Genomic DNA, 12,393 nt, shown 5'->3' with positions numbered 1-12,393 from the left:
CGTCAGGAGCGGCGCGTCGGCCCTTCGGAGAACCTGGCGATCTCGACGATCTCCGTGGCGCGGTCGCTGGCCGGCGGGGCGAGCCAGGGGCCGTCGAACCGCGTGACCAGCGCGGTCACGTTGTCGCGGCCTCCGGCGGCGAGCGCGGCGTCGATCAGGGCGCTGGCGGCCGCCGCGGGGTCGGGGTGGGCGTCGAGCGTGGCGGCAATGTGTTGATCGTCGACGAGGTCGCTCAGCCCGTCGGTGCAGAGCAGCAGGGTGTCCTCGCGGCGGAGCTCGACGGCGGAGAGCGCGATCCTGAGGTGTTCGCGGAGCCCGAGCGCCTGGAGCATCACGCCCCTGTGCTCGAAGGTGGCGGCCTCTTCGGGCCGCAGCTTGCCGCTGTCGAGCAGCGACTGGAGGAGGGTCTGGTCGCGGGTGAGCTGGGTGAGGACGCCGCTGCGGAGGAGGTAGGCGCGGCTGTCGCCGACCTGCGCGAGCAGGAGGCGCTCATCGCAGAGCGCGGCCACGGTCGCCGTGGTGCCGCTGTTCCGGTGCTGTGAGCTCCGGCGGGCGTTGTCGCGGACGGCGCGCCCGGCCTCGCCGATCGCCTCGAGGAGGCTCCGCTCGAGGGCGTCGCTCGATCGGGGCGCGGAGCGGGTGAGGATGGCCTGGACGATGCGCGCGGCGAGCCGGCTCGCCGCGTCGGGGGACGACGCGCCGCCGGAGCCGTCGTAGACGCCGAGCGACAGGGCGAGCGGCGGCTCGACGGACGCCTGGGCGGCCGCGGGCCCATGGGCGAGCCCGCGCGCGAGATCGCTGATCAGGAAGGTATCCTCGTTGTGCTCGCGGCTGAGGCCCACGTCGGTCCGGGCCGCCACGGAGACCGCCGCGGCGTGTTCGGCGGCGGACGTGCGGTACACGGGCATGCGCGCATCGTACCGCGGGGGCGCCGTCCGAGGGAGGGCGCTCGACGCGCGGCGCGCCTCGTGCCTCAAATGAAGAGAGACCGCATGAGGCTGCTCCCCAACCCCGAGCGCGCGTGGGAGCGCGCCGCGCACGTCCATACCCTCGCGCGCGCCGAGATCGAGCGGCGGATCCCGCCGTTTACGGGCGAAGCGGAGGTGCTTTCCGGCGGGCACGCCAACGCGAACGTGCGCCTCGGCGCCGAGCGCGTGCTGCGGGTGTACCGCCGAGACGCCAGCGCGGCGCCGAAGGAGGCCAGCCTGCTCGCGCGGGGCTGGAGGTCGTTCCGCGTCCCGGCGGTCCTGTCGGCGGGTGACGATTTCCTCGTCCTCGGGCACGTCCCGCACGTTCCGCTCCAGGACACCGCGACGTGCGGCGCTGCGGTCGGGCGCGCGCTCGCGGAGATCCACGGCGTCGGCTACGACAGCGCGGGTTTCCTGGGGCCGGAGCTCGCCGTGTCCGGCCCGTTCGCCGACTGCATCGGCGCGCTGCGGGGTCATGTGGACGCGGTCCTCGACAGGCTGGCTCCGGCCCTGCGCGGCGAGCTGAGCGAGCGCGTGCGCGCGTTCCTCGACGCGAACACGGCGGCGCTGCGCGCGCTGGCGTCGGCGCCCGTGCTCCTCCACGGGGATTTCAAGGCGTCGAACCTGCACTGGCTGTCGTCGGGCGAGCTCCTCGTGCTCGACTGGGAGTTCGCGTACGCGGGACCGAGCCTGATGGACGTCGGCCAGCTCCTGCGCTGGAGCCCGGGGCCCGAGTTCATCGCGGCGTTCGCGGGCGCTTACCGCGAGAGCGCGCCGCTTCCCGAGGGGTTCGAGCGCTGGGCCGCGGCGTTCGACCTGTTCAACCTGGTGGGGCTCCTCGACGGGGCGGAGCCTGGCTCGCGCCGGGCGGCCGATGTCCGTGGCCGCATCCTTCAGACCACGGGGTAAACGAAGGCTGAGGTGGCTTGAAGGCGTCCAATCCGGATGGCTCGTTCATCCTCATTGACGGGCGCCGCAGCTTGAATAGTTGTTTTTCGTGATGAGCGCGGAGCTCCTCGCGTAAGGATGCTTGTCGCGGATCTTCCGCTCTATCTTGTGGTCCATTCACCGTGATGCGGTTAGGGTGCGACGCCGATGCACAACGGCGCTGACCAGTTCGCGAAGAACATTCTGCGCGAGGCGCTCGCCGATCTGGCGGCGATGCCGGAGGATTCCTGGGAGAGGAGCGTCGCCACGCCTCGCCTGGTACATTTCCAGCTCGGACTCGATGAGCAGGCGACGAGCGAGGAGGACGACGTGAGCGCAGAGATCCGGGCGTGGTTCGAGGATTACCAGCAAAAGCTGCGCAACGAAGGGCGCGACGAGGGGCTGAAGGAAGGGCGCGACGAGGGGCTGAAGGAAGGGCGCGACGAGGGGCTGAAGGAAGGGCGCGACGAGGGGCTGAAGGAAGGGCGCGACGAGGGGCTGAAGGAAGGGGGGCGCAACCTCCTGCTGCGGCAGCTCCGGGCCCGTTTCGGCGAGCTGCCCGCCGCCGTCGTCGCTCGCATCGATGCAGCCGACCTGGCCGAGCTCGAGCGGTGGGGCGAGCGGGTGCTCGGCGCGCGGACGCTCGACGAGGTGCTCCGCGCCCCGAGCTGAAGCGTTGAGGAGGGCCCGCCGCGCGTGGACGCCCGACAGCGCGGCCGCGCAGGGGCGGCAGTGATGCACCGGCGTCCCCGGCGTCCCCGGCGTCCCCGGCGTCCCCGGCGTCCCCGGCGTCCCCGGCGTCCCCGGCGTCGCCGACCACCCCGTCGCTCTCTGCGCAGAAGACGCCCGCTCAGGGCGGGCCGGCAGGCGTCAGGACGACGCCTTCACCCAGGCGGGACGCTCGCTGATCCGCTTCCACCACGCCCCGACGTTCGGCCGATCGGTGATGAGATCCCCGAGCTTCGACACAACGAGACACTGGAGGTACGGCATCCACGAGATGTCGGCCAGCGAGTAGCTCGAGCCCGCGAGGTACTCGTGGCCGGCCAGCGCCTTCTCGACCGCGTCGAGCGCCTTCGAGACCTCGGCCTTGGACGCATCGACGATCGCCTCGTCGCCTGGCTTGCCCTGCATCGGCAGGAAGACCCGCTGGAAGCAGATCTTGACCGCCGGGGTGGCGAAGTACGATTGCTCCACGCTGAGCCACTGATCCATGAGCGCCCTGGCCCTGAGCTCGGTCGGCGTCAGCGGAGCTCCCGGAAGCTTGTGATCGAGGTAACGCATGATCGCCCTCGACTCGTAGAGCGTGAAGTCCTCGTCCTCGAGCACCGGGATCACGCCGAAGGGGTGGCGCGCGAGGTAATCGGGCTGCTTGTGCGCGCCCTTCATCAGGTCGACGAGCACGAACTGCGCCTCCTGGCCCTTCTCGGCGAGCACCGTCAGGACCTTGCGCGTACACGTGCTCATGGGATGTCCGTAGATCTTCATCGTGTCTCCTGTCCTGTGTTTCGTCGCGAGGCGCCGACCGGCGGCGGCCTCCGCGGCGCGCTAGCCTAAACGGATTTCTCCGACCGCGATCGCCCAGATGGCGCGGCCGATCACGGCGCGCGGTCAGCCCTCGCGCCGCCGATCCTCCTGCCACTCGGCGTCGCGGGCCGCGGCGAAGACCGGGAGGCGCGCGAGCCACCGCTCGCCGGCGTTCGGGCGCTCGAGCGCGATGCGCAGGGCCGCGATCAGCTCCAGCGGCGCGGCGTCGAGGCCCTGCTCCTTCGCGGCCCAGCCCAGGCCGGCGAGGACGGCGTTGGCGACCTCGTAGCCCGGGCGGTGCATCGGCGCCGTGGGCACGGACGCGGGCGCGGCGAAGTGGCGCTCGCACGCGGCGGCGTCGAGGGAGCTCCAGCCCGCGCACACGATCGGGCGGACAGCGTGGATCGAGCAGGCGCCGCGCCCGTCGAGCAGCGGGCAGGGGACGCCGGCCTCGGCGCGTTCCAGGCGGGAGAGCCCGCGCGTCGCCGTGTCGGCGGCGCGGACGCGCTCCTCCAGCGCGGCGAGCTCCGCCTGGCTCCGCGTGGCGCGCAGGTGGGCCGCGATGCGGAGCACCTCCGGCGCCAGCACGAGCACCTTGCTGACGCAGCAGGTCGCGCAGCCGGCCCTGCAGGCGATGGGCCGAGCGGGCGGCTCGGCGGCGACCGACGCCCCCTGCAGCGCCTCCGCCCGCGCGAGCGCCGAGGCCGCGGCCGACACAGCGCCGGCCTCGGTGCGCGCGGCGAGCGACAGCGCGAGCGCGGCGCGCTCCCCGTCGGCGATCCCCTCGAGGACGGCGGGGGTGTACCGCGTCGCGGGGGCGAGCGGCAGGGAGCGCTTCCGCCGCGTCATCGCGGCGCTACGCGGTCTCCGGGAGCCGCCAGTCGATCTCGTCGGCGCCGCGGGCGCGGAGGGCGCTGTTGATGGTCGAGAACGGCTTGCTGCCGAAGAAGCCGCTCCTCGCCGACAGCGGCGAGGGGTGCGCCGCCTTGATGACCGTGTGGCGCTTCGCGTCGATGAGCTTCGCCTTCTTCTGCGCGTGGCCGCCCCAGAGCACGAACACCACCCCGTCGGGCCTGTCGTTGACCTTCTTGATGACGGCGTCGGTGAACGACTCCCAGCCCTGGTTCTTGTGGGAGTTCGGCGTGTGCGCCCGGACGGTGAGCACGGTGTTCAGCAGCAGCACGCCCTGGGTGGCCCACGTCGTGAGGCAGCCGTGGCGCGGGATCGTGAAGCCCGGCAGATCCGAGACCGCCTCCTTGTACATGTTGGCCAGCGACGGCGGCGGCGTCACGCCCGGGCGCACGGAGAAGCACAGCCCGTGGGCCTGCCCGTCGTCGTGGTACGGGTCCTGGCCGAGGAGCAGCACGCGGACGCTCTCGTACGGCGTGAGCTTGAACGCGGCGAAGACGTCCTCCTCTGCCGGAAACACCTGGTGCGCCTTCCGCTCGTCCTCGACGAAGCGCGCCAGCTTCTTGAAGTACGGCTGCTCGAGCTCTCCGGCGAGCACGCGCTCCCACGAGGCAGGTAGATCGATCTTCATCTCTCGCTCAGACCCCTTCCTTCGGACAGAACTCGCTCATCCGGCACTCCCCGCACTTCGGCTTCCTGGCGACGCAGGTGTAGCGGCCGTGCAGCACCAGCGCAGGGCCGAAGAACGTCCATTGGTCCTTCGGCACGATCTTCATCAGGTCTTCCTCGATCTGCTCGGGCTTCTCGCGCTTCGAGAGGCCGATGCGCCCGCTGAGGCGGGCGACGTGGGTGTCGACGATGATCCCCGAGGGGATGTCGAACGCCGTGTTGAGCACGACGTTCGCTGTCTTCCTGGCCACGCCCGGCAGCGTGGTGAGCTCGGCCATGGTCGCGGGCACCTCGCCGCCGAAGCGCGCGACGAGCTCCCTGCACGTGGCCTGCACCGTCTTCGTCTTCTGGCGGTAGAAGCCGGTCGGCTTGAGCTCTTCCTCGAGCTCCGCCGTGGGCGCGTCGGCGTACGCCTGCGCCGTCGGGTACTTCGGGAAGAGCGTGGCGGTCACCCGGTTGACGCGCTCGTCCGTGCACTGCGCGGCCAGGATGGTCGCGACGAGCAGATCGAGCGGCGTCTTCCAGTCGAGCTCGTAACGCGCGTCGGGGTGCTCCTTGCGCAGCTGCTCGAGGAGGAGGGGGATGCGGTCTCGGGCGTTCATGGGGGTCGTCGCAGCGTACCCCAGCCCCGGGCCGCCCGTCAGCGGGGCTCGGCCCCTCAGCGACGCCGGGCGACGAGGCTGTGCGCGGCGAGCGCGGGGCGTCGGCGCTCGCCTTCCCGAGCGGCCAGCGCCGCTCACGCCTTCTTGCCGAGCGCCACGTCGACGAGCACGTCGCCGAGCGGTGCTTCCAGGAGCAGGTGCACGCTCTCTCCTGCCGGCCTCCAGTGTACGATGGCGCGCGGCTCCACCTGGAAGCGCGCCGACGTCGTGATCGCCCCGCCGTCGATCCGGAGGACGGCGTGCTCTCCCGGCGCGTGCTCGACGAGCACGTAGAGCCCGTCATCGCCGGCTGCGAGGTGGATGGGTCGACCTTCGAGCTTGGCGGACCCGGAGCGCGCACCCTCCCAGGCGACGAGGTTGAGCCCCGGCGCGAACCACGCGAGCGCGCGTGTCGCTACCGCGCGCGGCAGTGGCGCCCCGGTCGCGCCGAGCTTCGCGTACGCTTCCTCCTCCTCTTCGTCAATCTCGAGGAAGACGGGCATTGGCTCCTGCGCTTCCGCCCGCTCTGCGCAGCGTCGCCGCGCGCGCTCCCAGCGCGCGCGCGCGACGCCGTAGGAAAGCGGCGAGCGCACGATGCGGGACCAGAGGCTGGGCTCGGTTGCGACGACCGGTCCCCCTGGCGTCGATACCTCGCAGACGCGGCCGTTTAGCAGGAAGAATGCCCGCCCGTTGCGCGCGAAGAGGGGGGTGTGCACGCCCGGGAGCTCGAACAGGATTTGCCCCTCGGGCGCGCCGGCGCTGAACCGGGTGATGGAGAGCCCGTCCAGCGCATCGACGTGATCGCCGTCTCGGCAAATCCGAGAGAGGCGACCGTGCTGCGCCGCCGCGAGGAGCCGTGTGCCCTCGGGAGCGGCCAGCGGAGCGGGAGCGAGCGCTGCCTCGAGAGCGCGGCTGCTCCCCTCGACCCCCGAGGTCCGCGCGGCCTCCCGCAGGGCCACCAGGGTTCCTGCGAGCCGCTCGCGTCGCCGCTTCTGATCCGCGCGGGTCGCGATTGTCTCCGCGACGAAGCGAGCCGCTCCGCGCCGCGCTGCGGCCGAGCTCAGCCCGGCGCGGATGGCGTCGTCCACCACGGCATCCCCGAGCACGCGGAGCAGCGCGAGCGGCACGGGATCGCTGTGCGGGGCGGCCGTCCAGGCGCCCGCGTCATGACCGAGCCATTCCAGCAGTTCCGTGGCCTGATCCAGAGGCGCCGGACGCGCTTTCCCCAGCACCGACAACGCCTCGACGGCTCCCCCGAGGCGGCCCGCTTCCGGGGCTGCGAGCGCCCCGCGGAGCGGCGCGAGATCTGGCGGAGCGCCCTCCGGCCAGCGGGGCCCTTCCGCCGCGCTCTCGGGCCCGGCGCCCGGCGTCCCACCCGGCGGCGCGAGACACCCCCGCTCGGCCAGCCAGCGCGCGAGTTTCTCCGGGCGCGCGAGCGGGGCGGCTGCGTTCCAGCCGGGATAGCCGACCGCGAGCCCGTGATGCAGCGTCAGCGTTGCGACGCGCTCGCCCTGGCCGATCAGCTCGAGCACCGGCGCCTCATGCCATGCACTCTCGGCCGGTGGCGCCCCGTCGCCGATCTGGAGCAGCGGCCGGAGCTCGGCGAGCGCGCTGCGGTCGACCCACGAGAGCGTCGGCGTGACGCTGCGCCCTGGCGCCGGCGGTCGCGCCAGCACGCGCCCGAAGCTGGCCCGCGAGAGCAGCGCGTCGATATCTGCCTGCCGGGGCAGCCCGCCAAAGGGGGATGGTACGCCCGCGAGACGAGGGCTCATGGCTTGAACGGGACGCCGCTGACCGATCCGGATGGCGTCACTCCGACGTAGTAGCCTTGATGCACGAAGGGGCCCTTGGGCGTGGGGCACATCTCGCCAGGACGATAGGGATACTGGGGGGGCTTCCCCCAGAATTTCCAGGAAGGTTTGTTGCGCCCATCGTGGGGTAGGGGATGGGCGACGGCCGTCAGCGACGCCGCGCGACGGGCCCCGCGCGCCTGCGGCCGAAGTAGATCTCGAGCAGCTCGCGCCCCACGAGGTTCGCCTTGGTGCGCCACGCGATGTCGTTGGCCAGCATCACGGAGACCGCGATCTCGGGTCGATCCGACGGCGCGAACGAGGCGAACCACGAGAACATCCGCGACGGCTTGCCGCCGACGAGCGTGCCGGTCTTGGCGGCGACGGGCATGGTGCCGAGGGCGCGGGTGCCGTCGGGCTTGCGGAACGCCTTGGCGCAGGTGCCCCGCCGCGTCGTGACCTCGAGCATCGACCGGAGGGTGCGCGCGACGTCGGCCCGCAGGCCGCGGCCGTCGGTGCTCCGCGGCGTGACGGCGCCCGCGTCCTCGCGGTCCTGCGCGCCCGGCGGCGCGAGCAGCGAGAGGCGGACGCGCTCGCCGTCGTTGGCGATCGTCTGCATCGCGAACAGGGCGCCGAGCGGGCTGAGGCGCCCGCTCCAGAAGCCCGCGGCGGCGCGGGCGAGGCCGAGCCCGGCGGCGGGGATGTTGGCGGTGCTCGGCGCGACGGGGATGTCGATGGGGACCTCGCCGTCGAAGCCGAGGTCGCGGGCCTTGTTGCGCAGGTCGTCGGCCGTGAGGTGCCGGCCTGCGAGGCGGGCGAAGACGCCGTTGATGCTGCGGCCGAGCGCCTCGCCGAAGACGGTGCACGTGGCGCCGCGGCCCTCCAGATCGGCCGCGGTGATCGCGCTCATGCCGCCCGTGTAGCAGACGGGCGTGGCGACGTTCACCTTGCGGCCCTCGAGCAGCGCCGCCGCGGTGACGATCTTGAAGAGGCTCGCGCTCGGGGCGAGCGGGGTGGCGACGTAGTCCCGGTCTCCGCGGCTCGCCCACACGAGGATGCGGCCGGTGCGCACGTCGGAGGCGACGATGGCGCCCTCGGGGGCGCCGGAGCGGGCGAGGAGGCGCTCGGCGGCGCGCTGGAGCTCGGGATCGAGCGTGAGGCGCACCTGCTTGCCCGACGCGCCGACCGTGGCGTGGACCGCGCCGGCCTCGACGTGGAGCTTTCGGACGCCCGGCGGCGCGGGAGATGCCGTCGCCGGCGCGATCCCGACGGCGATCGCGGCGGCGAGCGCGAGGAAGAGACGCGATCGCACCCCGCGGAGATGCCAGGCGGCGCGCGGGAGGGCCAAGTTCCGCGCGCTGGTCGCGACGGGTACCTCGTCGCCCACGGAGGAGGGGGGAGGGGTTCATGAGGAGCAGCGCGCGCTCCCCGGCTTTGCCCTGAAGCGGCTCAGCGTTCTTGTTCCAGGGCGATCCGATGGCCGTCGGGATCGATGACCGTCACGGGCGAGCTGCCCTCGGAGCCGATGGCGCCGACCACCGCGCCCAGCGCTCGGAGCGACTCCAGGATCCGATCGAGGTCGGAAACGACGAGCCCCAGGCGGAGGCCGGACGTCGGCCTGTCCGAGAGCGGATAGAGCTCGAGGATCATCCCACCCACGTTGCACGCGTAGTGCTTCGCTCCGTTGCCGTGCTGCTCTGGTGACAATCGCAGGCCAAGGCCTTCGTAGAACCGCCGCGAGCGCTCGAGGTCCGCGCACCGGAGGACCACGTAGGCAACACGTTGCACGCTCATTGGAAGGGATCCGCGCGCCCTGACCGAGGTCAGCGCCGCCCTTCCGGCACGATCGTTTCTCCTCGCGCCAGCATCTCCACCAGCGCCGCGATCTTCTTCGCGCGCCCGGCGGGCGTCTTCATGTTGTTTGTGCGAAACGCCAGCGCGAAGAGGTTCTGGCGCCCGAGGGTCTGGAACGTCTTGCGCGCCCGTGGGTTCGCCTCGATGGCCGCGCGAAGGTCGTCGGGGAGGGTGTCTCCGGTCGCGCGGCGGATGGGGGCGTAGGCGGCCTCCCAGCGGCCATCTGCCTTCGCGGCGTCGACCTGCCGCTGGCCGTGCGGGGTCATGCGGCCGGCTGCCGTCAGCCGAGCGACGTGCTCCCTGTTGATCTGGCTCCAGACGCTCCTCGCCTTGCGAGGGGTGTACCGCTGCAGAAACGAGACCTCGTCGAAGGTCTTCCGGATGCCGTCGATCCACCCCCAGCACAGGGCCACGTCCAGCGCCTGCGCGTAGGTCACCGTCGGCACGCCCGAGTCCTTCTTGTGAATCTTCAGCCACAGCTCGGTCTCGCGGGCGTGATTCGCGGCCATCCAGGCTTCGAAGGCCGCCTCGGTGGGGAAGCTCTTGATCTTGTCTGGGTTCGGAATGATCGGCGCCATGAAAAAGGTCCTGGTTGAAGCCTATCGATCAAGGATCCAAGGGAGCCGGCGCGCCGGGGGCACTGCACGTACCAGAGCTCTCCTACGCAGCTCGGTGCTTACAGCCGATCTTTCCACGCGTCCGGATGGCGGTGCAGATGAAGCACCGCTATCACGAGCACCAAGGGTTCTTCGAGTACGAAGAAGACGCCGTAAGGAAAGATTCGAACCAGTGCGCGACGAATGCCGGGCTCGATCTCAGGAAACTGGAGAGGATTCTCTATGGTACGGCGGATCGTGGCATCCACTTCAGACTCGAATCGGAATCCGAGATCGCGTCGCTCCCGCTCGTAGCGAAGCGCATCCTCAAAGATTTCAACCTCCGCTTCCTGGCGGATTTCAAGCCGTCTCATCGCTGCGCGGCGCGCAGGCGCGAGAGCAGGTCTCGGCGGGCCTCCTCCCACGAGCGGCTTGAACCCTGACCAGCTCGGTGCGCCGCCAGGCGTTCCGCGATGATCTCGCGATGCCACTCCAGGGCGGGAACTGCCTCAGGATGGAGCGCGACGCGGTCCCAGAGGGCCTGGACGTAATCAAGCTTCTCTGCGGGGGAGAGATCGTCGAAACCTGGAGGGGGCATCGCCGGGAGGGACATATCCGCAAATATACCGCAAACGCCACGGGAGATCACGCCCAGCGGGCCGTGCCTCACGCCAGGGTGTCCGCGGGCCATTTCTGTCCGCATTGTCCAACGATTCCAGAATCTTATGCGATGCCCGCGCCAGTCCGGGGCCGTGCCGGCCGAGAGGGCTCGGCCCCCACGCGCGGGTAGAGCAGAGACAACCCTGCACTCCGCGCACGGGACGGAGAGAGCGGTCGGGAGCATGATCGACGAGACCTCTCTCTGGCTGAGTTCTCCAGTCTAACGGCTGGCCGCCGCGCAGCGGGCCAGGCGGCCGAGTGAAGCGAGGCTGCCCGGATCATCGCGCATCAGCGGCTTGTTGGACGGTTGTTCCTCCCCTCGGCTCTATGCATGAGGCCTTTCCTCGTTGACGACCTCAAGCACATCGAACTCCTCGATCGACAACTCCACGAACTCTGCCAGCGGCTGCCAACCATTCGGGGCGGCCCCGCGTTGCCACGTGAACCGGGCAATCGCCTGCACGCCACCGCACACGGTGGCCTCAAGAACCACGCCGTCGAGAACTCCGACCTGCTCGAGCGGCCGACGGACGGGAACTTGCAGTTCCTCCAGCTTCTGGAGCAATCGCCATAGCGCTGCGGGCTTGGCTGCGACTTGATCGTAACCAACCACGAGATCGGCTCCCGCGCTGGTCGAGAGAGAGCGGAAGAGGTGCAGGTTGCCGACGTCGCCACGGATCTCGTAACATACGCCTGCTCGCCACGATGGACGACGAACGAATTGTGCCTGCAGGGAGCCCACGCCGGGAAATCCCCAGGTCATGTCGTGCGGAGCGCGCGGCGTGGCGACGGCGAGCTCGATCTCTTGGCGTCGCTCGTTTTCGAGACGCATCTGCCGGCGTTTCTTCTTCGGGCTCATGATTCGCTCTGGTATACACGCGCATCCGCCCAACAGCTACAGCTTCTGCCGCGCGTGGGTGCGCACAGGGCACCCACGCGTCGGTCACCAGCGCCATGTTGGGCGGCTTGTGTGGGGATTCGCCCGGTGTCACGTCGCCGTCTGCAGAAGAGCCTGGGTGCGGGACAAGACGCCATTTGCCAGGTCGCGTGCGCGTGCGAGGTTCCCGATCAGTTGAGCAAGCACGTTGACCGCCTCCTGGCGGACCGCATCGAGTTCGTAGGTCAGTTTCGGCAGTAGCCCAAAACTGTCTCGATACTGCTCAAGCGCTTCGGCTGCTTCCCCCAATCGGTCTCGATAGCCTTCGACCACTGCAGCGTTCGCTTCAAGAGTCTCACGAGATCGAGAAGGAGGCAGGCTGCCAAGGAGGTGCGTGATCCCACTCATGGATCCAAAAACCTCCTGAATAGATTGCGAGAAGCTCGGCAGCTGGGCGAATAGTGCGTTCTTCATGTCGGTCATAGCGCTTACAAAATTGTTGGTGATGCGCAGTCGCTCCTTGTTGGACATCCGCCGAAGCTCTTCGCCGCTCATGGTGGCGAGGCGTCGATTAAGAGAGCGCGTTTGCCCGTTGAAGAGCGCCATGGCAGACGCGATGTTCCTAGCACTTTCGAGCAGGATGCCGGTATGCCGGTCCAGCATTTCCCGGTGATCCAAAAGACAGTCTTCGGAGGCGATAAAGTCGGAGCTGATCAGAGGTACGATGACCGTGGCAGCGCTGAGTCGTTGCTGAATGGTCGAGTCGCGCTCGGCTCCCGGTTCAAGCAGTCCGTCGTGCCACGTTGAGATCAGCCCCTGGTACGTCAACGCTGCAAGGTGTGCCAGCAATTCGTCGCGAAGCGAACGATCCTCGTGCGCGGAGATCAGTACCACTTCAACTGGCGAAAAAATCATAGACATCCCGTTACGTAAAGCTTGCCCATCCAACGATTTTCCGGTCTGCCGGCGGCGCGC

The 12,393-nt window shown here is 70.2% G+C and carries 15 protein-coding genes; 3 read left to right on the top strand and 12 right to left on the bottom strand.

The annotated features are described in order from the left end of the window. Positions 1-2: 2 nt before the first annotated feature. Entirely contained in the window at positions 3-908 is a 906-nt protein-coding gene (locus tag WMF44_RS25620; RefSeq protein WP_437292657.1) for a PP2C family protein-serine/threonine phosphatase, read from the bottom strand. Between the two features lie 84 nt (positions 909-992). Here WMF44_RS25620 and WMF44_RS25615 point away from each other — a divergent pair, with 84 nt between their 5' ends. Together WMF44_RS25615 and WMF44_RS25610 are read left to right on the top strand one after the other, a co-directional pair. Further along, on the top strand, positions 993-1,877 hold the full coding sequence (locus tag WMF44_RS25615; protein ID WP_437292656.1) for a phosphotransferase family protein: 885 nt from the start codon (positions 993-995) through the stop codon (positions 1,875-1,877). 186 nt (positions 1,878-2,063) lie between these two features. Further along, positions 2,064-2,567, top strand: coding sequence for a DUF4351 domain-containing protein (locus tag WMF44_RS25610; protein ID WP_437292655.1), 504 nt, complete (start codon positions 2,064-2,066; stop codon positions 2,565-2,567). A 198-nt stretch (positions 2,568-2,765) separates the two neighbouring features. Here the strand turns inward: WMF44_RS25610 and WMF44_RS25605 are convergent, their stop codons facing one another. From WMF44_RS25605 to WMF44_RS25570, 8 genes are all read right to left on the bottom strand, one after another. Beyond that, positions 2,766-3,383, bottom strand: coding sequence for a glutathione S-transferase family protein (locus WMF44_RS25605; protein WP_437292654.1), 618 nt, complete (start codon positions 3,381-3,383; stop codon positions 2,766-2,768). Positions 3,384-3,506: 123 nt separating this feature from the next. Beyond that, positions 3,507-4,271 carry a YkgJ family cysteine cluster protein gene (locus tag WMF44_RS25600; RefSeq protein WP_437292653.1) on the bottom strand — a complete coding sequence of 255 codons (765 nt, stop codon included), beginning with the start codon at positions 4,269-4,271 and terminating at the stop codon, positions 3,507-3,509. A 7-nt stretch (positions 4,272-4,278) separates the two neighbouring features. Beyond that, on the bottom strand, positions 4,279-4,962 hold the full coding sequence (gene ung, locus WMF44_RS25595; RefSeq protein ID WP_437292652.1) for a uracil-DNA glycosylase: 684 nt from the start codon (positions 4,960-4,962) through the stop codon (positions 4,279-4,281). 7 nt (positions 4,963-4,969) lie between these two features. Further along, complete coding sequence (nth, locus tag WMF44_RS25590) at positions 4,970-5,602, bottom strand: endonuclease III (protein WP_437292651.1); 633 nt, start codon at positions 5,600-5,602, stop codon at positions 4,970-4,972. A gap of 134 nt (positions 5,603-5,736) precedes the next feature. Beyond that, positions 5,737-7,413, bottom strand: a complete 1,677-nt coding sequence (locus tag WMF44_RS25585; protein WP_437292650.1) for a hypothetical protein — start codon at positions 7,411-7,413, stop codon at positions 5,737-5,739. A gap of 187 nt (positions 7,414-7,600) precedes the next feature. Continuing rightward, positions 7,601-8,743, bottom strand: a complete 1,143-nt coding sequence (locus tag WMF44_RS25580) for a penicillin-binding transpeptidase domain-containing protein (protein WP_437292649.1) — start codon at positions 8,741-8,743, stop codon at positions 7,601-7,603. 137 nt (positions 8,744-8,880) lie between these two features. Further along, the gene (locus WMF44_RS25575) at positions 8,881-9,225 is read right to left on the bottom strand and encodes a VOC family protein (RefSeq protein WP_437292648.1); all 345 of its coding nucleotides are present in this window, start codon (positions 9,223-9,225) and stop codon (positions 8,881-8,883) included. 29 nt (positions 9,226-9,254) lie between these two features. Then, positions 9,255-9,863, bottom strand: a complete 609-nt coding sequence (locus WMF44_RS25570; RefSeq protein WP_437292647.1) for a YdeI/OmpD-associated family protein — start codon at positions 9,861-9,863, stop codon at positions 9,255-9,257. 137 nt (positions 9,864-10,000) lie between these two features. Between WMF44_RS25570 and WMF44_RS25565 the strand changes: the two genes are divergently transcribed. Next, a complete protein-coding gene (locus WMF44_RS25565; protein ID WP_437301701.1) occupies positions 10,001-10,324 on the top strand; it encodes a hypothetical protein in 324 nt (107 codons plus the stop codon). On the opposite strand, the gene WMF44_RS25560 is transcribed toward WMF44_RS25565, so the two are convergent. The 3 genes from WMF44_RS25560 to WMF44_RS25550 form a co-directional block, all read right to left on the bottom strand. Further along, on the bottom strand, positions 10,252-10,479 hold the full coding sequence (locus tag WMF44_RS25560) for an addiction module protein (protein ID WP_437301609.1): 228 nt from the start codon (positions 10,477-10,479) through the stop codon (positions 10,252-10,254). The two genes, WMF44_RS25565 and WMF44_RS25560, sit on opposite strands and share 73 nt — an antisense overlap. A gap of 387 nt (positions 10,480-10,866) precedes the next feature. After that, a complete protein-coding gene (locus WMF44_RS25555; RefSeq protein WP_437292646.1) occupies positions 10,867-11,400 on the bottom strand; it encodes a hypothetical protein in 534 nt (177 codons plus the stop codon). A gap of 129 nt (positions 11,401-11,529) precedes the next feature. Beyond that, entirely contained in the window at positions 11,530-12,339 is an 810-nt protein-coding gene (locus tag WMF44_RS25550) for a hypothetical protein (RefSeq protein ID WP_437292645.1), read from the bottom strand. Positions 12,340-12,393: the final 54 nt, after the last annotated feature.

Origin of the sequence: Sorangium sp. So ce426, from assembly GCF_051475585.1 — a bacterium.
GTDB lineage: Bacteria > Myxococcota_A > Polyangia > Polyangiales > Polyangiaceae > Sorangium > Sorangium cellulosum_B.
Note: the sequence above shows the minus strand (reverse complement) of the source record. Positions and strands in the feature narration are given on the sequence as shown.